We start from the raw sequence: 23,200 nt of genomic DNA on the forward strand, positions 1-23,200 counted from the left end.
GCCGCAACCGGATTGAAACGTTTTCGGTGAACTTCAACCCCCCACTTGGAGTAAGGAAATTCCCACCATGAATAAACCCTTTGTTGCCGTATTGATGGGCTCTGATTCTGATTTCCCCGTGATGCAGAGTACTCTCGAGGTGCTCAAGTCATTTGATATCGCAGTGGAAGTCAAAGTCACCTCCGCGCACCGCACGCCGGCTGCGACCCATCAGTATGTGACCGATGCCGAGGCCCGTGGCTGCAAGGTCTTTATCTGTGCTGCCGGTCTGGCTGCGCACCTGGCGGGTGCCGTAGCCGGCATCACGACTCGTCCTGTGATCGGAGTGCCCATCGATGGTGGCCCGCTCAAGGGGCTGGATGCGCTGCTCTCTACCGTGCAGATGCCGGGTGGTGTACCGGTGGCTACCGTGGCGATCGGCAAAGCCGGTGCCAAGAACGCAGGTTATCTGGCAGCCCAGATGCTGGCAGTAGCCGATGATGAACTGGCGGCCAAGGTTCGGGCCGAACGCCAGAAGAATGCCGAAGAGGTGATGGCCAAGGATGCCGCCCTGCAGGCTCAACTCAAGTAAGTGAACGGGGGGCGATCCGGAAGTGTCGTATTTTCTGTGCTACAGCAACACGTCACTTTGCCATGGTCGCCGCCATACGAATTCAACTTGCTACCAAGTGACGAGGCGGCAGCCAGGCTGCCGCATTTTTCCTATGCCAAATGAAATTGAACAGGCGGTTGCCGCCCTCCAGCAGGAAGGGGTGATCGCTTATGCGACCGAGGCCGTGTTTGGTCTGGGTTGTGATCCCGACTCCGAAGTGGCGGTACAGCGATTGCTGGCCATCAAACAGCGTCCGGTAGATAAGGGGTTGATCCTGATTGCTGCCGACGTGGCGCAATTACAGGATTACATCGATCTGAGTCAGCTTAGCGGTGAGCAGTTGGCTCGGGTTGAAGCCAGCTGGCCCGGTCCTTTTACCTGGATCATGCCTGCCCGTGCAACGACGCCGGCCTGGCTGACCGGGCAGTTCGAGACCCTGGCGGTGCGCGTGACGGCTCATCCTCAGGTACAGGCGTTGTGCCGTGCCTTTGGCAAGCCGCTGGTCTCTACCAGCGCCAACCTGACCGGTGAGGAGCCTGCCCGTCGGGTGGCCGATATCGGTGAGCGGCTGGCAAGCAAGTTAGCCTATATCCTGCCCGGTGAAGTGGGTGGTCAAGCCAATCCATCAGAGATCAAGGACGCCCGAACTGGCGCCATTATTCGCCCCTCCTGAGCTGGCGGATACGTCATGATTTGCCATCAATCCGCTGAGCGGTGAGCTCACCGGATTGATTTAACTATAAAAATGGACAGGGCGTTCACGATCCTGCCTGACTGGAGACAAGATGAGCAAACCGGATGTGGCCCAGGTCAAGGCCTTCCTGTTGCAGTTGCAGGACGAGATCTGCCGTGGTCTGGAGCAGGCCGATGGCAGTGGACACTTTGTGGAAGATGCCTGGAGCCGTGAAGGCGGTGGCGGTGGTCGCACCCGTGTGCTGCGCCACGGCGCGGTGATCGAGCAGGGGGGCGTCAACTTCTCCCATGTCTATGGCGATGCCATGCCTGCCTCTGCTACAGCACATCGGCCCGAGTTGGCCGGTCGCAAGTTCGAGGCGATGGGCGTGTCGCTGGTGATCCATCCGCATAACCCCTATGTGCCGACCAGCCACGCCAACGTCCGTTTCTTCATCGCCGAGAAGGAAGGCGAAGAGCCCATTTGGTGGTTTGGCGGTGGCTTCGATTTGACGCCCTTCTATCCGTTTGCCGAGGATGTGCAGCTCTGGCATCAGGTCTCCCGTGATCTCTGCCAGCCGTTCGGTGATGAGATCTACCCCGAGTTCAAATCTTGGTGCGATCGCTACTTCTTCCTCAAGCACCGCAACGAGACACGGGGGGTGGGCGGTCTCTTCTTCGACGATCTGAATCGCTGGCCCTTTGCCGACTGCTTTGCCTTTATGCAGGCGGTAGGTCGGGGTTATCTTGATGCTTACCTGCCGATCATTGAACGACGCAAGGTTCTACCCTATGGCGAGCGGGAGCGGGAGTTCCAGCTCTATCGTCGCGGCCGTTATGTGGAGTTCAATCTGGTGTATGACCGTGGCACCCTGTTCGGGTTGCAGACCGGCGGACGTACCGAGTCGATCCTGATGTCGATGCCACCGCTGGCCCGTTGGGAGTATGACTGGCAGCCGGAGGCGGGCACTCCTGAAGCCTTGCTCTACACCGATTACCTCACGCCGCGAGAGTGGCTGTGACCAGAGGGACCATGATGGTCCCTTTTTACTGGCCGTTATTCGGCTTGTTCCCGAGAGTGAAAACCCGTTAAATCGGAATATTGCCCTCTGATGGAACTCTTTGATGGATCGTTATCTGGTTTTTGGCCACCCTGTGCGCCACAGCAAGTCCCCCTTCATTCACACCCTGTTTGCCAGACAAACCCAGCAAGAGCTGGAGTATGGGCTGGCTGAACCTGCCGTCGACGAGTTTGCCCAAGCCCTGCGCACCTTCTTTGACCAAGGGGGCAAGGGATGCAATGTCACCGTTCCCTTCAAGGAGCAGGCATTCACTCTGGTCGATCGCTTGAGCCCGAGGGCCAAGCGGGCTCAAGCGGTCAATACCATCAAGCTGACCGATGATGGCGTGTTGCTGGGGGATAATACCGATGGCGCCGGTCTGGTCGCCGATCTCAAGTCCCATGGTGTGACGCTGGCGGATAGCCGGATCCTGCTGCTGGGTGCCGGTGGCGCGGCTCGTGGTGCATTGGTGCCGCTGCTGGCTGAGTTGCCGAGCGAGCTGGTGATCGCCAACCGCACCCACACAAAAGCGCAACAGTTGGCTGCCGAATTCTGCGATCTGGGGCCTGTGACTGCCCAGACCTATGAGCAGTTGGCAGGGCCATTCGATCTCGTCATCAATTCGACTTCTGCCAGCCTGCAAGGAGAGCTGCCGCCGTTGGCCCTCACCCTGATCCACACGGATATTGCTATCTACGACATGATGTATGGCGCCTCGGATACGGTGTTTATCAGTTGGGCCAAACAGCATGGGGCCCGTCAAACCATGGATGGACTCGGCATGCTGGTGGAACAGGCCGCCGAAGCGTTTACCGTGTGGCGCGGAATTCGTCCCGGGACTAAACAGGTATTGAGAGAGTTGAAGCGTAACTTGGGGGTGATATGAACCAGGGTATTCTGTTTCCTGACCTGATGGAGTGGCAGGCTGACGAACAGCGGGTGCGTTTTCCTGCCCAGCAGATGGGGGCGTTGATAGATTGTTACATCAGCCAGCGGCGACTGGAGAGAATGACAGGTCTGGCGCTGACGAGAGAGGATGACATCGTCAGAGCCTTCGAAAGTGTGCGTTTTGATATTGAAGATATGGCTGAAAAACTCATTGAAGAACAAGAGTTTGCTGAAGATGGCGCTATCTATCTCTGATTTTTCAAAGTTTTTTTGTTTTGTAGCGGAACTACTTTGAAATGGCGCTGACTAACTAGATAGTTGAGGAAGTGCTAGCTAGTCACCTTTATAACTCCCCGGTGTTCGTACTGGGGATTTTTTTATCTGCATGAAAATGAAAGATTTTTTCTTAATCTGTAAGTTGTGAAACTAAATTACATAAATTACTTTCACTTTCTGCTGCTTTGCTGTACAGTTGTCTGCGTAGGGTACAGAGGTAAGATGTTCTATCTTTCAGACCTTTTATTTCACGTAATTGAATGTGGCTGAATAGCTGCCCCGATGAGGTTCTCGTCGGGGTGTTTTTTTATGCGCATCATTTAGAGTAAATGCTTTAAATTGACGATGCATTTGATAGAATGAGGCTGCTTCTTGAGGAATACCTGTCGTCTGGTACTCAAGATTCAGCTTCTTCCCAATTTTTGAACTTATTATTTCAGGCTGGATGGCATCACTGTCGTCCGGCCTCATTTTTATCCCTTTCGGTTAGAAATTGTAATTAAATTTCATTTTTGTCTCTTTTTGTAATTCTGGTTCGTTTTGAAAGAACGAATTTGAAAACGCTATCAACGCCTACTTAAGTTAATTCTTTGTGTGAATTAACTGCCTATCTATATGAACTGTAAGCGGTAATGGATATAGCCGGGGAGGCGAATGCGGGGTGTTTGTCGTGAGGCAGGTGAAAGCGGCAATCTGAAACCCTTTCAATCAGCGGAGGAGTGCTCCGCCAATTGCAAGGAGAGCGAGGAGTAGATTACTCCTCGGCAGGTTGTTGTTCGTCAGCGTTCAGCAGGTCGGTATCGTCACCACTGACGTACCATTCGGTCAGGGTTTGCGCCAGCGTCTCCACACCGATATTGGTGAGAGAGGAGAATGCTTCGACCTGGATCTGGGAACCGAGGTTGGCAACGGCCTGGCGCACCTTGATTACCTGGTTGTTGCGCGGGCCGGGGCTCAATTTGTCAGCCTTGGTCAGCAGCAGCATGACGGGCAACTGACGGTGCGAGCTCCACTCCAGCATGTTCATGTCGGTATCTTTGAGCGGGTGGCGGATGTCCATCAGGATCACCAGACCTTTCAATGACTCACGGCGCTGCAGATACTCTGCCAGTGACTTTTGCCACTTGAGCTTCATTTCGAGCGGAACTTGCGCATAACCATAACCCGGCAAGTCGACCAGACGCTTGCCCGGTTCCAGCTCAAACAGGTTGATCAGCTGGGTACGTCCGGGTGTCTTACTGGTGCGCGCCAGGTTCTTGTGTTTGGTTAAGGTGTTCAATGCAGATGACTTACCGGCGTTGGAACGGCCGGCAAACGCGATCTCGACACCCCCATCATTTGGCAGGTGACGGATGTCGGGTGCGCTGGTCACAAAATGCACCTTATTGAAATTCAGAGTTTGTGTATCCAACGTAAATTCCCCATGGAGATAGAGGGTTATAGAGTTACTTTTTTGTAAAATGGTGTAAAATAGCGTCGCTTAAACGCGTTTATTTTAACATGCCTTCAGCGGCATGGGATCTGGAAGCCTAATAACGAAAAGTTGGAACGCCATGAAGAACCTAGTCATTACTCTTGCTCTGATGGTTGGCGTAACGGGGATGGCACAAGCCAAGGGCGATGCCGCTGCGGGACAGACCAAGGCTGCCGTTTGTGCGGCTTGTCATGGACCGGACGGAAACAGCCTGGTTGATATGTACCCCAAAATTGCTGGTCAGCACGCATCATATATCAAAAAGCAGTTAGTTGAACTGAAGGCTGCCGCTTCTGGTCAAATTGGCCGGGTTGCGCCAGTGATGGGGCCGATGGCGTTACCTTTGTCGGAACAGGACATGGATGACCTGGCGGCTTACTTCTCCGGTCTAAAGGTTACCCCTATCGCGGTCCCTGACGACGTGGTCGAAGCGGGCAAGGCACTCTATATGGGCGGTGACATGAGTCGCGGTCTGGCTGCCTGTACGGCTTGCCATGGTCCCCGTGGCTCAGGTGTCGAGCAGGCGAAGTATCCAAGCCTGTCCGGCCAGCATCCTGCCTATATCAAGGCCCAGCTCACCGCATTCCGTGCCGGGACACGTGACAACGATCCGAATGGCATGATGCGGGACGTTGCCAAGAAACTGACTGATCAGGATATCGAAGCCCTCTCCAAATATGTAGCGGGTCTGCACTGATATAGTCGATACGGTCTATTCGAGTTGAAACGGGGAGCCTTTGCTCCCCGTTGTTTTTATGGTGTTCAGATAATTCTCGGTTTAATCCCCCCGTTCTGTAAGAGATCTCCCATTCTCAAGGCAGGCCAAGGCTCATAAAATTGCATAAAATATTAAATATCCATTATTTATCAATTGATTATGTGAATATTGAAATTTTTCGAGATGTTGAGAATCTTTTGGGTGGATTGAGCTGTTTTATAGAGTTGATACAGTAGACTTAATGGATTCACCCACGGATTGGGTGGTGGTTTCACAACAGGGTGTTGTGAGCAGAGGATGGCAGGCGTGGCGGGATGCCATGGGCTCGTATGAGCTGGCAAAGGATTGAAGGATCAGGATGGTGACCATCTCCGGAGCGGGATGGGGTTGCGGGATGCAGGCTCCCCAGCACGATGGCAGGATGCGGTCGAGACGGGTCAAACAGGCACACGCACATTCAGGAACGACCAATATAAGGTCAGGATGACCACACAACGATATGCTGCGGCGACAAGTTGTCACGGAGAGGACGAAACAGACTGTTTTGCCATTCAGGATGGCGCACGCATGAACATATCAAGGCAGCTTCGGCTGCCTTTTTTCTTTTGGGTCATTAACCCGATTAGCCATTCTGTGTCAAAATACCAGCAACATGCCCAGAGGATACCGATCCTGCGGTGTTCAGTGGCCTGATCGGGCCGGATTGGTGCGGGATCCTGCTCTTGTTCCAGCCTTACTGTTCCTCGCATCGTATCCCACCGGGTGAGATCATCCCGGGTACGGGTCAAACCAGTTATTTTTCGGAGTTAGCCATTCATGTCTGCTAAACAACCCACTCGCAAGCCTACTGGCAAGCGCAAAGAATCTGATGTCAGTGCTCAGGAAGGCCGTGAGCGTAAACGGGCTGCCAAGCGCAAGGGCCTGAAGGCTGGTTCTCGTCAGCAAGTTGAACAGCCGAAGAGCAAGTCTGGCAACAGCCAGTCCAAAGATCCGCGTATCGGTTCCCGCAAGCCGGTGGTACTGGTGGTGGATGACAAACAGAAGAAGCCGACAGCCCCCAAGGCGGTGAAAGAGAAGACGCTGGTGATGACGCCCGAGCAGGAGCTGGCGTCCATCGAAAACGATGACCGCTTGAATGATCTGCTGGATCGTCTTGATGCCGGTGAAACCCTGGAAGCGGCCGAGCAGGCCTGGGTTGATCAGCGTGTCGACCGTTATCAGGAGCTGATGGATGAGCTGGGCATCATCGACAACGACGATGATGAAGATGACGAGCTGCCGTTTGATGATGGCGATGACGCCGAGTTCGACGAGCAGAAACCAGCCTCCGAAGAGGAGTTGTGGGACCGTTTCAACCAGGTCGATTTCAAGCCGGAACCCAAGCCTGAGCCGAAGAAAAAGTGATGAGTGGATGGATGCTGGCCGCCCTGTTGGGCGGCCTGATTTTGTCAGGATTGGCCATCTATGCAGGCATGCTGCTGGCCAGGCTGAGACGACAGCAAGCGATGCAGTGGCAGGCGATTACCGCTCGCAATGAACGAATTTTGGAGAGCGTGCGGGTCATTGCTCATGCGGTGCAGGAGGGGCAGTGTGATTACTCCGAAGGCGCCATTCGGCTGACCAATCTGCTGGATGCGTTGCAGATCAAGGGGGGACGGGCGTTTGTTGCCGAGTTCCCGGGTCTGTACGGGCTGTATGAGAAGGTGAAAGATATGCCGACTCATGAGGCCAGACGTGCCCTCAAGCGCAATGAAGTGATGAAGATGGATCTCGAACGCAGCGGCTACGAGGCCGAGCTGGAGGCTCAGATCCTCAAGGATGTGGCCCAGCTGAAGGATTTTCAGTTAGGTCGGTGAGCCAACAATAACAACAAGAGAGGAAGCGAGCGTGCAAGCAGAACAGATTGTGTGGGATCAGGCCCTGATCGAAAAATATAACTACAGTGGCCCGCGATACACCTCTTATCCCACTGCGCTGGAGTTCAACGAGAGTTTCGGCTATCCGGATTTTGTCCACGCTGCTGGCCAGTATCCCGAGCGCAATCTGTCGCTCTACGTGCATATCCCTTTCTGTCACAAGCTCTGCTACTACTGCGGCTGCAACAAGGTCATTACCCGTCATCAGCACAAGGCTGACGAGTACCTCGACTACCTGGAGCAGGAGATCAAGGCGCAAGCCCCGTTCTTCAAGCATCGTCTGGTCACCCAGCTGCACTGGGGTGGCGGTACACCCACCTATCTGGATGAAGCGCAAACGCGCCGTCTGATGGCCATGCTGCGTGAGCACTTCCATTTCGCCGAAGAGGGGGAGTTCAGCATCGAGGTCGATCCGCGCGAGATTGCCATTACCATGCTGGATGTGCTGCGAGATGTCGGCTTCAACCGCATCAGCCTTGGGGTGCAGGACTTCAACAAGGATGTACAGGTCGCAGTCAACCGCGAGCAGGACAACGACTTTATTAAAGCCATGTTGGAACGGGCCCGTGAACTAGGCTTCCGCTCGACCAACCTCGACCTTATCTATGGCCTGCCGCATCAGGATCGTGTCAGCTTCCACCATACGCTGGAAGAAGTGCTCAAGACGGATCCGGCGCGCCTCTCCATCTTCAACTATGCCCATCTGCCGAGTCGCTTTGCTGCCCAGCGCAAGTTGAAAGAGGTTGATATGCCTGCGCCGCAGGAGAAGCTGGCCATGCTGCAGGACACCATTGCCTTCCTCACTGGCCAGGGTTACCAGTTCATCGGCATGGACCATTTTGCCAAACCCGATGACGAGCTGGCAGTGGCGCAGCGCGAGGGCAAGCTGCACCGCAACTTCCAGGGTTATACCACTCAAGGTGATTGCGATCTGCTGGGGCTGGGTGTCTCCTCCATCAGCATGATCGGTGATGCCTATTCCCAGAACCAGAAAGAGCTCAAGGCGTATTACGCACAGGTTGCAGAGCTGGGTCATGCCCAGTGGAAAGGCTGCTCGCTCAATCAGGATGACCTGATCCGCCGTGAGGTGATCAAGCGGCTTATCTGTGATTTCCGTCTGAACTTTGCGTCTGTCGAGCAGGCGCACGGTCTCAATTTCAGAGAGTATTTTGCCGACGATCTCAAGCTGCTGCAGACCTTCATCAACGATGGATTGGTGCGTATGACGGAGGATGGTCTGGAGGTCTCCTCCACGGGGCAGCTGCTGATCCGCAATATCTGCATGTGTTTCGACGTGTACTTGCGCAACAAGGCGCGCCAGCAACAGTTCTCTCGCGTGATATAAGCTTGTTTGCCGATTAGAAAACAGAAAAGGGCGCCATCGTGGCGCCCTTTTCATATGTATTTTTGCTTAAGCAGCGGGTCGGAAAGGTTCTGGTAAGAAGTCTCTGCGCTGAGGCAAGCAATTGAGAGCCAAGCAAGGGGACGGTGAAATGCAGATAAAAAGATGGGGGCGACTTGCGTCGCCCCCGGTAGTCGTATCGCTCAGATCCTTGAACGAAGTTGCTCCCTGCAATCCCTGACTGTTTACCTCTTCCTTTAGGTTTCCCCTTCCCAATCCTTTGGGGTGTCCTTTAGCCATCTTGGCCTGACGAGTCATCCTGTCCCGTCGCACTTTCTCCGTCCCGGGAGGTGTCCTTTACCACATCCTGTGGTGAGTCCATTTGCCCAACCCTGGCAGCCAGTCTTCCTGACCGACTTCATTGCGTCCGTGCATGAGTAACTATAAGGATTTTCTAACCGGCTACAACGTCAGAATGGAAAACGTTTTTTCTATTAGCTGTTTCGAAAGTGGTGTGTTTCGATTTATTCATTTATAAACAGATGCTTAAGTTAATCGCCTTCACGTTTTAAGATCCTATCTTCCGATTATCTCGAGGATCTTTTAGGCTGTTTACTTACATGTGGAATGGCAGATCTCTTACACGGGATTTTGGTTACTTTGGAAACAGATTCTGTGCTCTGATGGTGATCACCCAATGTGGGTGTGACGGCAGGAAAAGAGCAGTGAATGGGGTATTTATAGGTGCTGGTTGAGGCGCTCATAGATGGTTTGGCGCTCTTCAGGGGTGAGCGAAGAGAAGTAGTGGGTAAAGAGGCGCAGTAGCAGGGACTTGTTCATGCCGTCTTGTTGGGTCAGATTACCCAGCTCATCGATGGCCACTGTACTCATGGAGAAGGTCGCTTTTTTAAAACTGGGCTTCAGATGCTCACCACTCTCGATAAAGGCCAGTGCCGACAAGGCTTCATCCCTATGCAGACTCAACTCAAGGCTGACAACCTTGGGTTTACCCTTGGCGTAGAACTCAGCATCTTCGATAAATTCATCGACAGTGAACTTCTTCTGGTGATGCAGCTGATGCTTTTTCTTCAGATCCGCCAAGCCCATCTCATACCCCCACTTTCAGGAACTCTTTGGCGATGGCCCGGATCTCTTCGGCAGATTTGCCATCCGGTTCTATCTCCATCACCGATAATCCCTTTTCCTCACTATCGTCGTAGACGTTGCGGCCATAGGTGATGGAATTCAGTACATCGACTCCGAACGAGGCACATACCTCTTTGGCCTCGAGAATCCGCTTTACCTGATTGGGCAAAGATGGACATTGGGTCAACACAACGGCTGCATTGAGGGTCGGATTGACCATCTTGCAGGTGGTGATCAGATCTTCCATATGGGGCAGGGTCTTGAGGTCGCGGCGTTTCGGGCGCAAGGGGATCAGGGCGTGGGTGGCGACAGCCATGGTGGAGCGCAGTGCCCGGTTGTCTTGCCCGCCGCAATCGACGATGACGTAGTCATAGCGATTTTTCAGGCTAAGTAGATCGTTGCGAATATTGCCATAGAGCTGAACGCAGTTGATTTGTGGCAGATCCGGGTTGTCGTTGCGTTCCTGAATCCAGTCAGAGGTGGTGCGCTGCGGGTCGCAGTCGACCAGTAACACCTCCCCCTGAAATTGGGATCTGAGGTAAACCGCCAGATTTTGTGCCAAGCAGCTCTTGCCACTCCCCCCCTTCTCTCCACCGACCAACAAGATCATGACGTTCCCCTATCCATGAGAAAACCGCTGATTTCAGTATAGGAGGGGGTTGGCTCATCACAAGGCGAGAGGAGTGATGCTCCTCTCGTTCTGCAGGTTAATAGTGAACACTGCCTCCATGCCAGCGGCAGACATAGTCGGGCACCAGCATCTGGGGGGCCTTGTCGACATGGCAGACCACCATGGGCATGGCAGGGGCACCTTCAGCCTGGCTGAGGGTGGGGAGCGCAGAGAGCAGCAAAGTCGCGAGCAACAGCATGGGTTTCATCTTCATAACAACTCCTTGGTAGTGCCATTCCTGTGTGATCTGGATCACTTTCTGAGTTAAGTCGAGGTTGGCGCCAGCGCAAGGTGAGACGAATAAATTCAATTAATGAAAAAAGTATCAAAAGGCGTTGTGGTGACCGACGAGGATGGTTGCCCACCTTGATGCGGACTTTGTGCATATTAAGTTGAACCGCACAAAGAGGTGGTGACTTATGGGGCTGAGCCTGATGGGGTTGGCATCAATGCCATGATCTGGAACAAGAAAAGATTTATGCAGTGAATGTGGTCGATGTGAGTATTTATTTCTCCCGCATTCCTCTCGTTACGGCGATGTATTCAATACCTAGGGAGTAATATTCAAATTATATTTGAAATCTTGCTTATTGTAATGATTTTTAACGGTTTTTGTTATTTGCATTTAATCGTCACAGTGAACTGGCATGAATAAAAAATGAATCAACCTGAAATATAGCGGGGTGGTTTTGCATGATTATTCGGTGAGCTTTGTGTGGAAAATGCGCAATTTGCTACCGGGGTCATAGATTGGACGGTGAATATATTCAGTTCTGAGTGAATGTGATCAATGTCTAAGTTTGTCGTGATTAGCAGGGCTAACCTCGGTCTCGAAAGGCAAGGGCAGGATAGAACACAAGCCGATTACCCTACATAAAGAATATCCCGCCTTAGCCACGAGCATGAATAGAAGGAATCTATTCAATCACTCGCAGGGACCACTGCTAGACGGAATATAATCATGAGCAAATTTTATGTAGGTTCTGAAGTTGGCCAATTGCGCCGTGTCATGTTGCACCGCCCCAACCTCAGTCTGAAGCGTCTGACTCCTTCCAACTGCCAGGATCTGCTGTTCGATGACGTCCTGTCTGTTGAACGTGCCGGTCAGGAGCACGACAAATTCGCTCAGGTACTGCGCGATCAGAATGTCGAAGTTTTCCTGCTGACCAATCTGCTGGCCGAAACCCTGGATGTGCCGGAAGCCAAAACCTGGCTGCTGCAACATCAGGTCTCCGACTATCGCCTCGGCTCTTCTTTTGCCAACGATGTGCGCTGCTTCCTGGCTGACATGCCGCACCGCGAACTGGCCCGCATTCTCTCTGGCGGTCTGACTTACTCCGAGATGCCCTACAGCGGCGTCAACATGGTAGTAGGCATGCACGCACCGACCGATTTCATCATTGAGCCGCTGCCCAACCACCTCTTTACCCGTGATACCTCCTGCTGGGTTTATGGCGGCGTCTCCATCAACCCCATGGCCAAGCCAGCCCGTCGCCGCGAGACCAACCACGTGAAGGCTATCTATCGCTGGCACCCGATGTTTGCCGGTCAGGACTTCATCAAGTACTTCGGTGACGAGGATCGTGACTACGACAACTCCACCATCGAGGGTGGCGACGTACTGGTTATCGGCCGCGGCGCCGTGCTGATCGGCATGTCCGAGCGCACCACCCCGCAAGGTGTCGAGCATCTGGCTCGCAGCCTGTTCAAACATGGTCAGGCCAAACAGGTCATCGCCATGGAACTGCCGAAACACCGCAGCTGCATGCACCTGGATACCGTCATGACCCATATGGATATCGACACCTTCTCCGTCTATCCGGAAGTGATCCGCAAGGATGTGCAGTGCTGGAGCCTGACTCCGGGCGGCGCCACCGGCATGAACATCAAGGAAGAGGGTTACTTCGTCACAGCTATCGAGAAAGCACTGGGCGTGGATCAGCTGAAGATCATCACCACTGGCGGTGACAGCTTCGAAGCCGAACGCGAGCAGTGGAACGACGCCAATAACGTGCTGACCGTGCGTCCCGGCGTGGTGGTGGGCTACGAGCGCAATACCTACACCAATGAGAAGTATGACAAGGCCGGTATCACAGTTCTCTCCATCCCGGGTGATGAACTGGGCCGTGGCCGCGGCGGCGCCCGCTGCATGAGCTGCCCGATGGAACGCGACAGCATCTGATGAGACGGCGTGGCGCCGGCAGAGGCTGGCGCCACACAGAACCAAACTCGAGATTAACCACTATGAAAAAACCAACTGTCGTCGTCGCTCTGGGTGGCAATGCTCTGCTCCGTCGTGGTGAGCCACTGGAAGCGGATATCCAGCGCAAGAATATTGCAACTGCCGCCAAGACCATCGCACTGATCGCTCAGGAGTACAACGTGGTGCTGGTGCATGGCAACGGCCCGCAAGTCGGCCTGCTGGCCCTGCAAAACAGCGCCTACACCAAGGTATCCCCCTATCCGCTGGATGTGCTGGGTGCCGAGTCTCAGGGCATGATCGGCTACATGCTGATCCAGGAGCTGAAAAACCTCATGCCGAGCCGCAACGTCACCGCGCTGCTGACCCAGGTGCAGGTCGATCCCGAGGATCCGGCATTTGCCAATCCGACCAAATTTATCGGCCCCGTCTACGAAGAGGCTGAAGCCCGCACCCTGGCAGAAGAGAAGCACTGGGTGGTCAAGGCTGACGGCAAGTTCTTCCGCCGCGTAGTGCCGTCCCCGCTGCCCCAGCGCATCGTTGAAGGCGATGCCATCGAAACCCTGATTGCCCAGGGCCACCTCATCATCTGTACCGGTGGTGGCGGTATCCCGGTGACCTGGGATGGCCAGAGCCTGACCGGTATCGAAGCCGTCATCGACAAGGACATGTCTGCCGCCTACCTGGCCAAGCAGATCAAGGCCGACGCCCTGCTGATCCTGACCGATGCCGATGCCGTCTATCTGGATTGGGGCAAACCGACCCAGCGTCCGCTGCGGGTCACCAGCCCGGACGAGCTGGCCGGGGTCAAGTTCGACGCCGGTTCCATGGGGCCGAAAGTCGAAGCCTCCTGTGAATTTGTCAAAGCGACCGGCGGCATGGTTGGCATCGGCTCGCTGGAAGATGGCCTCGCCATCCTCAAGGGGGAAGCCGGCACCAATATCGTCGCCACCCGCACCGTACATGCGTAATTACCGATATCTGTACTGAGAATGCGTAGTCAACACTACTGCCCGAACTGGTCTGAAACATATATAGAGAGAACTCATCATGGCTTTTAATCTGCGTAACCGTAACTTCCTGAAACTGCTGGACTTCACCCCGCGCGAAATCCAATACATGATCGACTTGGCCATCGACCTGAAGAAAGCCAAATACGGTGGCTACGAGCGCAAGCATCTGGTCGGCAAGAACATCGCCCTGATTTTCGAGAAGACCTCCACCCGTACTCGTTGTGCGTTTGAAGTGGCGGCCTTCGACCAGGGCGCGCAAGTCTCCTACCTTGGCCCAAGCGGTTCCCAAATCGGTCACAAGGAGTCCATGAAGGACACCGCTCGTGTACTGGGTCGCATGTATGACGGTATCGAATACCGCGGCTACGGTCAGGAGATCGTGGAAGAGCTGGGCGCCTACGCCGGTGTCCCGGTCTGGAACGGCCTGACCAACGAATTCCACCCGACCCAGATCCTGGCCGACTTCATGACCATGCTGGAGCACGGCAAGGGCAAGCGTCTTGATCAAATCAAGTTCGCCTACCTGGGTGATGCCCGCAACAACATGGGTAACTCCCTGATGGTCGGCGCTGCCAAAATGGGCATGGACATCCGTCTGGTCGCACCGAAAGCCTTCTGGCCGGAAGAGGAGCTGGTTGCCAAGTGCCGCCTGATCGCCGAAGAGACCGGCGCACGCATCACCCTGACCGAAGATGTGAAAGAGGGTGTGCTGGGTGCTGACTTCCTCTACACCGACGTCTGGGTATCCATGGGTGAAGCGAAAGAAGCCTGGGATCAGCGCGTCAAACTGATGACTCCGTATCAGGTCAACATGGATGTCATCAACGCCACCAAGAACCCGGATGTGAAGTTCATGCACTGCCTGCCGGCGTTCCACAACGACGAGACCACCATGGGCAAGGAAGTGGCTGACAAATATGGCATGAAAGGCCTGGAAGTGACCGAGGACGTGTTCGAATCCGAGCACAGCATCGTGTTCGACGAGGCCGAAAACCGGATGCACACCATCAAGGCAGTGATGGTTGCTACGCTGGGCGACTAAGGTCGCAGTAGTGGTGCCGGGGGGCGACCCCCGGCTTTTCGACCATGTGACAGCGGCATAATACCTCTAACCCTACAACCCGCAGCCTGCATGGATACCACACCCACAGAAGGAAGCTGGACCATGACCAAATTCAAGTTCCCGTCAGCCTACACGATACTGTTTGTGCTGATCGCCCTGGTGGCCGCCCTGAGCTGGATAGTGCCGGCCGGCAAATACGAGATGACCATGAACGAAGCCCTCGGCAAAGAAGTGCCGGTGGCGGGTACCTACAAACTGGTGGAGGGGAATCCCCAGGGGATCGTCGATGTGCTGCTGGCACCTATCGATGGCCTCTATAACCACGACACCTATGAGGCAGGCGCCATCGACGTCTCCCTCTTTATCCTGATCATCGGTGGTTTTCTTGGCATTGTGACCAAGACCGGTGCCATTGATGCCGGTATTGAACGTGTGACCGACCGCCTGCGCGGCCGTGAAGAGTGGATGATCCCGATCCTGATGGCGCTGTTTGCCGCAGGTGGCACCATCTACGGGATGGCCGAAGAGTCGCTGCCTTTCTACACCCTGCTGGTGCCGGTGATGATGGCCGCACGCTTCGACCCTGTGGTGGCGGCTGCAACCGTATTGCTGGGGGCCGGTATCGGTACTCTGGGTTCCACCATCAACCCGTTTGCGACCGTGATTGCCGCCAATGCGGCCGGTATCTCCTTCACCGACGGTATCTGGCTGCGCGTCGCCATGCTGGTCGCCGGTTGGCTGCTCTGCGTTGCCTACGTCATGCGTTACGCCAAGATGGTGCGCAGCGATCCGAGCAAATCCCTAGTAGCTGACAAGTGGGAAGAGAACCGTGCCCACTTCCTTGGCAACAAGAGCGACCAGATGCTGGAGTTCACCCTGACCCGTAAAATCGTGCTGGGTATCTTCGTCGCCGCCTTTGCCGTGATGATCTACGGTGTGGCCGTGCTGGGCTGGTGGATGGCGCAGATCTCCGGCGTGTTCCTGGCTGCCGCCATCATCGTTGGTCTTATCTCCCGCATGAGCGAAGAGGAGCTGACCTCCAACTTTATCGATGGTGCCCGCGACCTGCTGGGTGTGGCGCTGATCATCGGTATCGCCCGCGGTATCGTGGTGGTAATGGATAACGGCATGATCACTCACACCATTTTGCACAGTGCAGAAGGGATCGTGACCGGCCTCTCCACTATCGTCTTTATCAACGTGATGTTCGTGCTGGAAGTGGTGCTCTCCTTCCTGGTGCCGTCCTCCTCCGGTCTGGCTGTACTGACCATGCCGATCATGGCGCCGCTGGCCGACTTCGCCAACGTGGGCCGCGATCTGGTGGTGACTGCTTACCAGTCTGCCTCCGGTCTGGTGAACCTGGTGACCCCGACCTCCGCCGTGGTCATGGGTGGTCTGGCCATCGCCAAGGTGCCTTATGTGCGCTGGCTGAAATGGGTGGCTCCGCTGCTCGGTATCCTGACCGTGCTGATCGTGGTCTGCCTGAGCCTGGGTGCCGTGCTCTCCTGAGGGATGACATGCAAGATGAAGCGGGAGCCTGCGGGCTCCCGTTTTTTATGGGCGCAAGAAGTGATGGACACAAAGTCGCAGGCAACAAAAAGGCGACCCGCAGGTCGCCTCGATGCATTCGATGGAAGGGGTTAGCGGGCCTGCGCCAGGGTGCGCACCACGGCGGCGTGGGCCTGACGGGTGCGGCTGATATGGCGCGGCGCGACCAGCACAACGTCATTGCCCGCGACGGCGCCCATGATCTCGGGATTGGCGTTGCGATCCAGCAGGCGAGCCACCACGGTGGCGGCTCCCGGAGTGGTGTGGATCAGCACCATCTGCTGGTTGTGTACCACTTCGCGCACCATGTCGTGGATCGAGCGGGTGCTGCCGGCGGGTTCCAGCTGCTCGTCGACCAGGGTGTAGACCTTCTTGCCGTTGGCATTTTGGGCCTTGGCCACGCCGAGGCGGCGCAGCAGGCGGGAGATGGTGGACTGGCTGATGTCGGCAAAGCCGCGCTCCGACAGCTCGCGGCGGATCTCTTCCTGGGTGCTGTAGCAGTGCTGACCGATGATCTGGCGACAGGCATCCAGCTGGGCCAGATCGGGCTCTTGGGCAACGGGACGACTGAGGGTTTTGACCACGGCGAATTCCTTTGATGATGACCGGAGGTAAACGCGCGATATCTGCCATAGCAGTCAGTTATCAGATAAAAACACTGATAATCAGCCTATATGCAGGGAATGAGCGGGCATTACCATCTTGCGATGGCAAATTATAGCTGACTGGAAATTCGGTGATGTGACAGGGTTCAAAAATGGGCCCCGCGGGGCCCAATCAGATATCAGTAACGCTCGCTGACGATGTCCTGAGTGAAGGACTTCTCGCAATATTTGCACTTCATCCGTACCACGCCTTTCACTTCGCGCACCCGGAAGTAGCTGTCAACCGGCTCGTTATGGGAGATGCAGTTGGAGTTGGGGCAGTGGAACACCCCGGCGATGAACTCCGGCAGCTCCAGCTGGTGCTTCTTCACCACATTGAAGTCTTCGATGATGTTGACGGTCGCTTTCGGGGCGAACAGCGCCAGCTGGTTGGCCTGCTGTTCGGTCAGACGGGTGTTCTCAATCTTGATGAGATCCTTCTTGCCCAGCGCACCGGATTTCAGGTTGAAGCCGACGGTGATCCGCTCCTGGGTTTCGACCAGCTGGAACAGCTTGAGGATCTTGATGCCCTGGCCAGCGGGGATGTGATCGATGACGGAGCCGTGACGGATGGCTTCGACTTGCAGTTGGTTCTTGTCAGACATGATATTCCCCTAAGCTCAGACAGTTTCGTTCAGTACCAGTGCCAGCAGCGCCTGGCGTGCATAGACCCCGTTCTCCGCCTGCTGGAAGTAGCAAGCGTGGGGAGTCTTGTCGACCGCTACATCGATCTCGTCGACGCGGGGCAGGGGATGCAGGATCTTCATGGTGGGCTTGGCACCTTCCAGAGTCGCCAGCTCCAGAATGAACTTGGCGGCCATGTGCTTGTATTCAGTCTCGTCGAAGCGCTCTTTCTGGACGCGGGTCATGTAGAGGATGTCCAGCTCCGGCATCACCTCTTCCATGGTCTGGTGGATGCTGAACTGGATACCCTTCTCTTCCAGCTCTTCGCAGATGTAGTCCGGCATCGCCAGTGCTTCCGGGGAGATGAAGAAGAAGCGGCAGTTGAACAGGCTGAGGGCCTGGGCCAGCGAGTGCACGGTGCGGCCATATTTCAGGTCACCGACGAAGGCAACGTTGAGGTTGTCCAGACGGCCCTGGGTCTCATGGATGGTGAACAGGTCGAGCAGGGTCTGGCTCGGATGCTGGTTGGAGCCGTCGCCGCCATTGATGACCGGCACGCGGGAGAACTCGGAGGCCAGACGGGCAGCCCCCTCTTTCGGGTGGCGCATCACCACCGCATCCGAGTAGGAGCCGATGATCTTGATGGAGTCAGCCAGCGTCTCGCCCTTCTTGGCGCTGGTGTTGCCACCGTCGGCGAAGCCGATGATGTTGCCGCCAAGGCGCTGTACCGCGGTCTCGAACGAGAGGCGGGTGCGGGTGGAGGCTTCGAAGAAGCAGCTGGCAACCAGCTTGTCTTTCAACAGGCTGGTGTCAGGTTCAGCCTTCAACCGTTGTGCGGTTGAGACTACCAGTTCCATTTCTGACCGGGTCAGGTCCGAAATGGAGATGACATGTTTCTTATAGAGTGGATTGGTCATCGTCTGCATTCCCTTTGACATCATTGGAGGTTTTTCGGGCACAAAAAAAAGCCCCTGAAACAGGGGCTTTTTTTAAAAATAACTGGGGATCTTTGGGGTGGGAACCGGAAACAACGGGGCCGCTCTGGTGCGCACCACCCGTCTGCAAGGCTGTTTTCTGAATCAAAAACTGCATCGTTTCGTCCCGACCTTTTTCAAAACCGGACAGATTATAGGGCCGCTTTTTTAATTGTCAAAATTTTATTTCCGATGCCAATTTCAGCATGAAAAACGTTTAAGTGGCGGAAACATGACGACAAATCCACACCTTGTGCGTCTCTTGCAGCGATTCCCCATCGCGGGCCATGGCGCGCAAATAACCGAGTCTGTGGTGTCCTTCCAGCAGGCAGTAGGGTTGCGGCAGCGGTTGCCCGTTCGGGTAGCTGGAACCCTCTTCCGGCGCCAGTACGATGACAGGTTCGGGCCAGGTGCCTTCGTTCAGCATCTTCTCGCCGAGCCAGGAGCGGCGGACATACCGGTTGCTGCGCAGCATCTCCCCCCAGCGCTCGATCACCTCCATATGGCGGGAGTCCACCTGCTCTACCAGTTGCGCGGTGGGCCAGCTTTCGCATGCGAACTGGTGGCTGGCGAGATCGATAAAGCTCCAGTTGGACTCAAAACCGCGCCAATGGCGGTAAATCCACTGGGAGAGCACATTTTCAGGAATAAAGGGCACCAGCGGCGCGACCCGTTCAAGATAGGCGGGCAGGGCCTCTGTCTTGCGTTCATCCCTGAAATTGAGGGGCGCCAGTTGTTGGAGCAATCGGTAATTGAGCATAAGTGGCCTCCCGGTACCTGATTTCACCCTACCCCCATTTATGCCCCATTCCTACCCCGCTGAGTCTGGAAATACAGCAAGTTACCCCTTGTTGCTGCACAAATCTGCGCGACTTGTTCGGGATTTGTGCAATCGCATTAAAAGTGTGAAAAAAGCCTTTACCTTTGAAACCCGCTTTGTATACTACGCCTCGTTTGTTGCAGGGGCGTAGTTCCAATTGGTAGAACAGCGGTCTCCAAAACCGATGGTTGCGGGTTCGAGTCCTGCCGCCCCTGCCATTTTCAGAAAGGCCAGCTCATTGAGCTGGCCTTTCGCATTTCCGGCGTTCACCGTCTGTCCCTCCCGCCCCCTGTTTCTTCTCCTGATTGCTCCACTGCTGGATAGCATGGAATAGCGAGCAACCAACTTATGGTAGCAATCTCTGTTGTTGATAGATGTAAAAATATACGGATTCACTAAAGTCTGTTCATATTGCGGCCGATAGCCTTTGATACATCAGGGTTTTCCCTGCCTGACACAACAACAAGGATTCGTCGTCATGACCCTCTCTCTGCGCGGCAAGCTGCTGGCCACCAGTCTTGGCGTAGTGCTGCTGATGGCATCACTGCTCGGCATCGTTGCCTTTCACACCCTAAAATCCCGCACCATGAGCGCCATCCAGAGCGAGGCGGTCAACTATGGCCACGCCTACTCGGTCGCCATCGGCGAATGGATGACGGATCGCAAGAACACCGTCCATGCGCTGGTCAATCTGATCAGCGATAACCCCCAAGCCGAGCTGGTGCCGCACCTGAAGCAGGCCTACACCTCGGGCGGCTTCGGGCTCACCTATTTTGGCTCCGCGCAGGGGGTGATGACCCGGCAGGATCCCTCCCTCAACACCGGCAACTATGACCCGCGCGAGCGCCCCTGGTATCAGGATGCGGTGAAGGCGGGGCAGCTCATCGTCACCGCCCCCTATGTCAGCGTCACCATGCAGAAGCTGGTGGTCACCCTCTCCGAGCCGGTACGCCATCAGGGGGAGCTGGTCGGTGCCGTGGGGGCCAACCTGGCGCTCGACAAGCTGATCGACGAAGTGCTGGCGATGAAGGTGCAGGGTGAGGGCTACGCCATGTTGCTCGACAGCAGCGGCCTCATCGTCGGCCATCCGCAGAAGAATTTGGCACTCAAGCCCATCGCCGAGCTGGCGCCGGGACTCTCTGCCGCCACCTTCCAGCAGTGGGGCCGCGAAAACAGCGAGCTGCACGCCGCCACCCTCGACGGGCGGGATGTGCTGCTGGCGGTACAACCGGTGCCGGGCACCGACTGGCTGCTGGCCATGGTGATGTATCGCGATGTGCTGGAAGCGCCGCTCAGCAGTCTGCTGTGGGAGCTGGTGGGGCTGACCCTGGTGCTGATGCTGGTGTTCAGCGCCCTGCTCACCGCCACCTTCAAATACCTGTTCGCCGATCTCGGTCGGGTCGCGCACGCCCTGCACGACATTGCCCACGGCGAGGGGGATCTCACCGTTCACATCAACACCCACAGCAAGGATGAGGTGGGTCAGCTGGCCCAGAACTTCAACCAGTTCGTGGCGCGGCTGCACGGTATCGTCAGCCGGTTGCGGGATGTGACCGTCGAGCTGGCGGCCCAGTCCCGTGCTCAGGCGGCCGGGGCGCAGGCCCGCAGTCAGCGGGTGCGCCAGCAGCAGGACGAGATCGTAATGGTGGCGACCGCGGTGACCGAAATGGCCTCCGCCACCCAGGAGATCGCCGGTAACGCCGAGTTTGCCGCCACTACCGCCACCGATGCGGTTGCACTGGCGGTCGCCGGCCAATCCCAGGTTGGCCAGAGTCAGCGCAGCATTACCGGTCTGGCGGACGAAGTGGCCGATGCCAGCCAGATCATCAATGAGCTGGACAGCCATGCCCAGAAGATCAGCGGCATTCTGGCGACCATCAGCGGCATCGCCGAGCAGACCAACCTGCTGGCGCTCAACGCCGCCATCGAGGCGGCCCGGGCCGGTGAGCAGGGCCGCGGTTTCGCGGTAGTTGCGGACGAGGTGAGGGTGTTGTCGCGCCGTACCCACGACTCCACCGACGAGATCCAGCAGATGATCGAGACCCTGCAGCAGACTACCCGTCGCGCCGTGGGCGGCATGGAGACCAGCCGTCAGCTGGCGGGTACCAGCGTCGAGGATGCCGAAGCGGCCAACCAGAGCCTTGCCCGGATCAACGAGGCGATCGGCTCCATCAGCGACATGGCGACCCAGATCGCCGCAGCGGCCGAGGAGCAGACTTCGGTGACCGGCGAGATCAGCCGCAATACCGAGAATATCCGCCACGTCTCACAAGAGCTGGCCGAGCAGGCGGGCAGCGAGGCGGCGCAGGCGGCCGAACTCAAGTCGTTGACCGAGCGGCTGGAGCAGGAGATCGGCCGCTTCCGGCTTTAACATCCCGCCACGCCAGCAACAGAAAGGGCAGCCCGCGGGCTGCCCTTTGTTATTGTCGCTGACCGTCAGGCTGCGCTCTCCAGCTGCGCCAGATGGAAGGCGCGCCAGTTGCCGTCGGGCAGGTAGTGCTTGCCCTGCTGCCATTTGGGATCGTGCTGCACCACGTAGCGGTAGTGGTAGGCCTGCTGCTGGCCGACATAACGCCCCTGCACCGGGTCGAAGATCTCCACCTCGATGAGCTGGCGCAGATATTCGCTCTGGGGATCATCCTCGCCGTGGAAGTTCTCCATCTCGTCGAGCGCCGCGATGGCGGCAGGGAAGTCGTCCAGCACAAACAGCTCGCCATAGACCCAGTCATCCCCCTGCAGCAGGGCCGGATAGCCCTTGTGCTGCAGGTGATAGAGGGCACCGCGCACCCGGGCGCGTCGCGGCGTCTGGCTCACGTGGTGAGCCAGATAGCGGCGGTAGTTGAACAGCCCGTCCATCAGGCTGCCGTAGACGAACAGCGGGCGTGGCTGGCAAAGGCTCATGAGATCTCGCCGCCCACGACCTTGATATCGCCATCCTGCTGCAGCACCACCGCCTCGATGGCCAGCGCCAGCGCGCGGGTAATCTCGCTCATGGCGAGGCAGGGCTGGTTCACCTTGTCCGCTACCTGCTCGGTGATGTAGGGAACGTGGATAAAGCCGCCACGCACCGCCGGGAACTCTTTCTCGATCAGGTAGTGCAGCTGATACATGATGTGGTTGCAGACGAAGGTACCGGCGGTGTTGGAGACCGCCGCCGGAATACCGTTCTCCTTGATGCGCTGCGCCATCCCCTTGAGGGGCAGACGGGAGAAGTAGGCCGGTGCGCCATCGGCCTGAATCACTTCGTCGATGGGCTGCTGCTGCTCGTTGTCGGGGATGCGGGCATCGTCGATGTTGATGGCGACGCGCTCCGGGGTAATGGCGAAGCGGCCGCCTGCCTGACCGACGTTGATCACTACGTCAGGCTGGTGCTGGCGCATCAGCTCCGCCAGCAGGGTGGCTGACTTGCCGAATACGGTGGGGATCTGCGCCTTGATCACGGTGGCGTCCAGAATTGTCTCTGGCAGGCGTTTGACCGCCTCCCATGCCGGGTTGATGGGCTCGCCGCCGAAGGGGTCAAAACCGGTAATCAGTACTTTCATCATCTTCTCCCGAATGG

Annotated in this window: 25 protein-coding genes and 1 tRNA gene; 15 read left to right on the forward strand and 11 right to left on the reverse strand. The window is 56.4% G+C overall.

Going from position 1 to position 23,200, the window contains the following annotated elements:
* Nucleotides 1–67 precede the first annotated feature (67 nt).
* The 5 genes from purE to I6L35_RS07315 all read left to right on the forward strand — a co-directional run bounded on the left by purE (nt 68) and on the right by I6L35_RS07315 (nt 3,468).
* Entirely contained in the window at nt 68–571 is a 504-nt protein-coding gene (purE, locus tag I6L35_RS07295; RefSeq protein ID WP_005341951.1) for a 5-(carboxyamino)imidazole ribonucleotide mutase, read from the forward strand.
* Nucleotides 572–704: 133 nt separating this feature from the next.
* Nucleotides 705–1,265: an L-threonylcarbamoyladenylate synthase gene (locus tag I6L35_RS07300; RefSeq protein ID WP_216979901.1), complete on the forward strand. Its 561-nt coding sequence runs from the start codon at nt 705–707 to the stop codon at nt 1,263–1,265.
* A gap of 112 nt (nt 1,266–1,377) precedes the next feature.
* A complete protein-coding gene (gene hemF, locus I6L35_RS07305; RefSeq protein WP_216979902.1) occupies nt 1,378–2,286 on the forward strand; it encodes an oxygen-dependent coproporphyrinogen oxidase in 909 nt (302 codons plus the stop codon).
* A gap of 103 nt (nt 2,287–2,389) precedes the next feature.
* Nucleotides 2,390–3,211, forward strand: coding sequence for a shikimate dehydrogenase (gene aroE, locus I6L35_RS07310; protein ID WP_216979903.1), 822 nt, complete (start codon nt 2,390–2,392; stop codon nt 3,209–3,211).
* On the forward strand, nt 3,208–3,468 hold the full coding sequence (locus tag I6L35_RS07315) for a DUF1488 domain-containing protein (protein ID WP_019445781.1): 261 nt from the start codon (nt 3,208–3,210) through the stop codon (nt 3,466–3,468). Before aroE ends, I6L35_RS07315 begins: the two co-directional genes overlap by 4 nt.
* Before the next feature lie 775 nt (nt 3,469–4,243).
* On the opposite strand, the gene yihA is transcribed toward I6L35_RS07315, so the two are convergent.
* The gene (gene yihA, locus I6L35_RS07320) at nt 4,244–4,900 is read right to left on the reverse strand and encodes a ribosome biogenesis GTP-binding protein YihA/YsxC (protein ID WP_216979904.1); all 657 of its coding nucleotides are present in this window, start codon (nt 4,898–4,900) and stop codon (nt 4,244–4,246) included.
* Between the two features lie 142 nt (nt 4,901–5,042).
* On the opposite strand from yihA, the gene I6L35_RS07325 reads away from it, so the two are divergent.
* The 4 genes from I6L35_RS07325 (at nt 5,043) to hemN (ending at nt 8,942) form a co-directional block, all read left to right on the forward strand.
* Nucleotides 5,043–5,660, forward strand: a complete 618-nt coding sequence (locus tag I6L35_RS07325) for a cytochrome c (protein WP_005341942.1) — start codon at nt 5,043–5,045, stop codon at nt 5,658–5,660.
* 837 nt (nt 5,661–6,497) lie between these two features.
* Complete coding sequence (yihI, locus tag I6L35_RS07330; protein ID WP_216979905.1) at nt 6,498–7,085, forward strand: Der GTPase-activating protein YihI; 588 nt, start codon at nt 6,498–6,500, stop codon at nt 7,083–7,085.
* Between the two features lie 11 nt (nt 7,086–7,096).
* Nucleotides 7,097–7,537: a DUF2489 domain-containing protein gene (locus I6L35_RS07335; protein WP_005339712.1), complete on the forward strand. Its 441-nt coding sequence runs from the start codon at nt 7,097–7,099 to the stop codon at nt 7,535–7,537.
* A 31-nt stretch (nt 7,538–7,568) separates the two neighbouring features.
* Nucleotides 7,569–8,942, forward strand: a complete 1,374-nt coding sequence (gene hemN, locus I6L35_RS07340) for an oxygen-independent coproporphyrinogen III oxidase (protein WP_216979906.1) — start codon at nt 7,569–7,571, stop codon at nt 8,940–8,942.
* A gap of 735 nt (nt 8,943–9,677) precedes the next feature.
* On the opposite strand, the gene I6L35_RS07345 is transcribed toward hemN, so the two are convergent.
* The 3 genes from I6L35_RS07345 to I6L35_RS07355 all read right to left on the reverse strand — a co-directional run bounded on the left by I6L35_RS07345 (nt 9,678) and on the right by I6L35_RS07355 (nt 10,969).
* Entirely contained in the window at nt 9,678–10,046 is a 369-nt protein-coding gene (locus tag I6L35_RS07345; RefSeq protein WP_216952276.1) for a CopG family transcriptional regulator, read from the reverse strand.
* Between the two features lies 1 nt (nt 10,047).
* Entirely contained in the window at nt 10,048–10,695 is a 648-nt protein-coding gene (locus tag I6L35_RS07350; RefSeq protein ID WP_216952274.1) for an AAA family ATPase, read from the reverse strand.
* Nucleotides 10,696–10,792: 97 nt separating this feature from the next.
* A complete protein-coding gene (locus tag I6L35_RS07355; RefSeq protein ID WP_216979907.1) occupies nt 10,793–10,969 on the reverse strand; it encodes a hypothetical protein in 177 nt (58 codons plus the stop codon).
* A 747-nt stretch (nt 10,970–11,716) separates the two neighbouring features.
* Between I6L35_RS07355 and arcA the strand changes: the two genes are divergently transcribed.
* The 4 genes from arcA (at nt 11,717) to I6L35_RS07375 (ending at nt 16,540) form a co-directional block, all read left to right on the forward strand.
* On the forward strand, nt 11,717–12,937 hold the full coding sequence (gene arcA, locus I6L35_RS07360) for an arginine deiminase (RefSeq protein WP_139412110.1): 1,221 nt from the start codon (nt 11,717–11,719) through the stop codon (nt 12,935–12,937).
* A gap of 62 nt (nt 12,938–12,999) precedes the next feature.
* Nucleotides 13,000–13,926 (forward strand): carbamate kinase, encoded by a 927-nt coding sequence (arcC, locus tag I6L35_RS07365; protein WP_216979908.1) that lies wholly within the window; start codon nt 13,000–13,002, stop codon nt 13,924–13,926.
* A 79-nt stretch (nt 13,927–14,005) separates the two neighbouring features.
* Entirely contained in the window at nt 14,006–15,010 is a 1,005-nt protein-coding gene (argF, locus tag I6L35_RS07370; RefSeq protein ID WP_005339721.1) for an ornithine carbamoyltransferase, read from the forward strand.
* Nucleotides 15,011–15,133: 123 nt separating this feature from the next.
* Nucleotides 15,134–16,540 (forward strand): YfcC family protein, encoded by a 1,407-nt coding sequence (locus I6L35_RS07375; RefSeq protein ID WP_005339725.1) that lies wholly within the window; start codon nt 15,134–15,136, stop codon nt 16,538–16,540.
* Between the two features lie 131 nt (nt 16,541–16,671).
* Here I6L35_RS07375 and I6L35_RS07380 read toward each other — a convergent pair whose 3' ends face one another.
* The 5 genes from I6L35_RS07380 to I6L35_RS07400 all read right to left on the reverse strand — a co-directional run bounded on the left by I6L35_RS07380 (nt 16,672) and on the right by I6L35_RS07400 (nt 19,581).
* Nucleotides 16,672–17,163, reverse strand: a complete 492-nt coding sequence (locus I6L35_RS07380) for an arginine repressor (RefSeq protein ID WP_005339728.1) — start codon at nt 17,161–17,163, stop codon at nt 16,672–16,674.
* A 200-nt stretch (nt 17,164–17,363) separates the two neighbouring features.
* On the reverse strand, nt 17,364–17,828 hold the full coding sequence (pyrI, locus tag I6L35_RS07385; protein WP_005339730.1) for an aspartate carbamoyltransferase regulatory subunit: 465 nt from the start codon (nt 17,826–17,828) through the stop codon (nt 17,364–17,366).
* A gap of 15 nt (nt 17,829–17,843) precedes the next feature.
* The gene (gene pyrB, locus I6L35_RS07390) at nt 17,844–18,764 is read right to left on the reverse strand and encodes an aspartate carbamoyltransferase (RefSeq protein ID WP_069526994.1); all 921 of its coding nucleotides are present in this window, start codon (nt 18,762–18,764) and stop codon (nt 17,844–17,846) included.
* Nucleotides 18,745–18,939: a hypothetical protein gene (locus tag I6L35_RS07395; protein WP_133249581.1), complete on the reverse strand. Its 195-nt coding sequence runs from the start codon at nt 18,937–18,939 to the stop codon at nt 18,745–18,747. Before I6L35_RS07395 ends, pyrB begins: the two co-directional genes overlap by 20 nt.
* Nucleotides 18,940–19,038: 99 nt before the next feature.
* Nucleotides 19,039–19,581 (reverse strand): hypothetical protein, encoded by a 543-nt coding sequence (locus I6L35_RS07400; protein WP_216979909.1) that lies wholly within the window; start codon nt 19,579–19,581, stop codon nt 19,039–19,041.
* Nucleotides 19,582–19,782: 201 nt separating this feature from the next.
* Here I6L35_RS07400 and I6L35_RS07405 point away from each other — a divergent pair.
* Together I6L35_RS07405 and I6L35_RS07410 are read left to right on the forward strand one after the other, a co-directional pair.
* A tRNA-Trp gene (locus I6L35_RS07405) sits at nt 19,783–19,859 on the forward strand.
* Nucleotides 19,860–20,119: 260 nt separating this feature from the next.
* Nucleotides 20,120–22,012, forward strand: coding sequence for a methyl-accepting chemotaxis protein (locus I6L35_RS07410; RefSeq protein WP_216979910.1), 1,893 nt, complete (start codon nt 20,120–20,122; stop codon nt 22,010–22,012).
* Between the two features lie 65 nt (nt 22,013–22,077).
* Here I6L35_RS07410 and I6L35_RS07415 read toward each other — a convergent pair whose 3' ends face one another.
* Nucleotides 22,078–22,542 carry a gamma-glutamylcyclotransferase gene (locus I6L35_RS07415; protein WP_215806574.1) on the reverse strand — a complete coding sequence of 155 codons (465 nt, stop codon included), beginning with the start codon at nt 22,540–22,542 and terminating at the stop codon, nt 22,078–22,080.
* Entirely contained in the window at nt 22,539–23,186 is a 648-nt protein-coding gene (gene pcp, locus I6L35_RS07420; protein WP_254204540.1) for a pyroglutamyl-peptidase I, read from the reverse strand. The genes I6L35_RS07415 and pcp overlap by 4 nt, the downstream gene beginning before the upstream one ends.
* Between the last annotated feature and the right edge of the window lie 14 nt (nt 23,187–23,200).

Source organism: Aeromonas sp. FDAARGOS 1405 (genome assembly GCF_019048265.1).
GTDB lineage: Bacteria > Pseudomonadota > Gammaproteobacteria > Enterobacterales > Aeromonadaceae > Aeromonas > Aeromonas veronii_A.

Coding starts and splice junctions, on each gene's coding strand:
- argF (WP_005339721.1), top strand. CDS start 14,006: ATGGCTTTTAATCTGCGTAACCGTAACTTCCTGAAACTGCTGGACTTC.
- I6L35_RS07410 (WP_216979910.1), top strand. CDS start 20,120: ATGACCCTCTCTCTGCGCGGCAAGCTGCTGGCCACCAGTCTTGGCGTA.
- I6L35_RS07395 (WP_133249581.1), bottom strand. CDS start 18,939: ATGCAGTTTTTGATTCAGAAAACAGCCTTGCAGACGGGTGGTGCGCAC.
- I6L35_RS07350 (WP_216952274.1), bottom strand. CDS start 10,695: ATGATCTTGTTGGTCGGTGGAGAGAAGGGGGGGAGTGGCAAGAGCTGC.
- purE (WP_005341951.1), top strand. CDS start 68: ATGAATAAACCCTTTGTTGCCGTATTGATGGGCTCTGATTCTGATTTC.
- I6L35_RS07325 (WP_005341942.1), top strand. CDS start 5,043: ATGAAGAACCTAGTCATTACTCTTGCTCTGATGGTTGGCGTAACGGGG.
- hemF (WP_216979902.1), top strand. CDS start 1,378: ATGAGCAAACCGGATGTGGCCCAGGTCAAGGCCTTCCTGTTGCAGTTG.
- I6L35_RS07400 (WP_216979909.1), bottom strand. CDS start 19,581: ATGCTCAATTACCGATTGCTCCAACAACTGGCGCCCCTCAATTTCAGG.
- pyrB (WP_069526994.1), bottom strand. CDS start 18,764: ATGACCAATCCACTCTATAAGAAACATGTCATCTCCATTTCGGACCTG.
- pyrI (WP_005339730.1), bottom strand. CDS start 17,828: ATGTCTGACAAGAACCAACTGCAAGTCGAAGCCATCCGTCACGGCTCC.
- I6L35_RS07345 (WP_216952276.1), bottom strand. CDS start 10,046: ATGGGCTTGGCGGATCTGAAGAAAAAGCATCAGCTGCATCACCAGAAG.
- arcA (WP_139412110.1), top strand. CDS start 11,717: ATGAGCAAATTTTATGTAGGTTCTGAAGTTGGCCAATTGCGCCGTGTC.
- yihI (WP_216979905.1), top strand. CDS start 6,498: ATGTCTGCTAAACAACCCACTCGCAAGCCTACTGGCAAGCGCAAAGAA.
- I6L35_RS07300 (WP_216979901.1), top strand. CDS start 705: ATGCCAAATGAAATTGAACAGGCGGTTGCCGCCCTCCAGCAGGAAGGG.
- aroE (WP_216979903.1), top strand. CDS start 2,390: ATGGATCGTTATCTGGTTTTTGGCCACCCTGTGCGCCACAGCAAGTCC.
- I6L35_RS07315 (WP_019445781.1), top strand. CDS start 3,208: ATGAACCAGGGTATTCTGTTTCCTGACCTGATGGAGTGGCAGGCTGAC.
- I6L35_RS07375 (WP_005339725.1), top strand. CDS start 15,134: ATGACCAAATTCAAGTTCCCGTCAGCCTACACGATACTGTTTGTGCTG.
- I6L35_RS07355 (WP_216979907.1), bottom strand. CDS start 10,969: ATGAAGATGAAACCCATGCTGTTGCTCGCGACTTTGCTGCTCTCTGCG.
- I6L35_RS07335 (WP_005339712.1), top strand. CDS start 7,097: ATGCTGGCCGCCCTGTTGGGCGGCCTGATTTTGTCAGGATTGGCCATC.
- arcC (WP_216979908.1), top strand. CDS start 13,000: ATGAAAAAACCAACTGTCGTCGTCGCTCTGGGTGGCAATGCTCTGCTC.
- I6L35_RS07415 (WP_215806574.1), bottom strand. CDS start 22,542: ATGAGCCTTTGCCAGCCACGCCCGCTGTTCGTCTACGGCAGCCTGATG.
- pcp (WP_254204540.1), bottom strand. CDS start 23,186: ATGATGAAAGTACTGATTACCGGTTTTGACCCCTTCGGCGGCGAGCCC.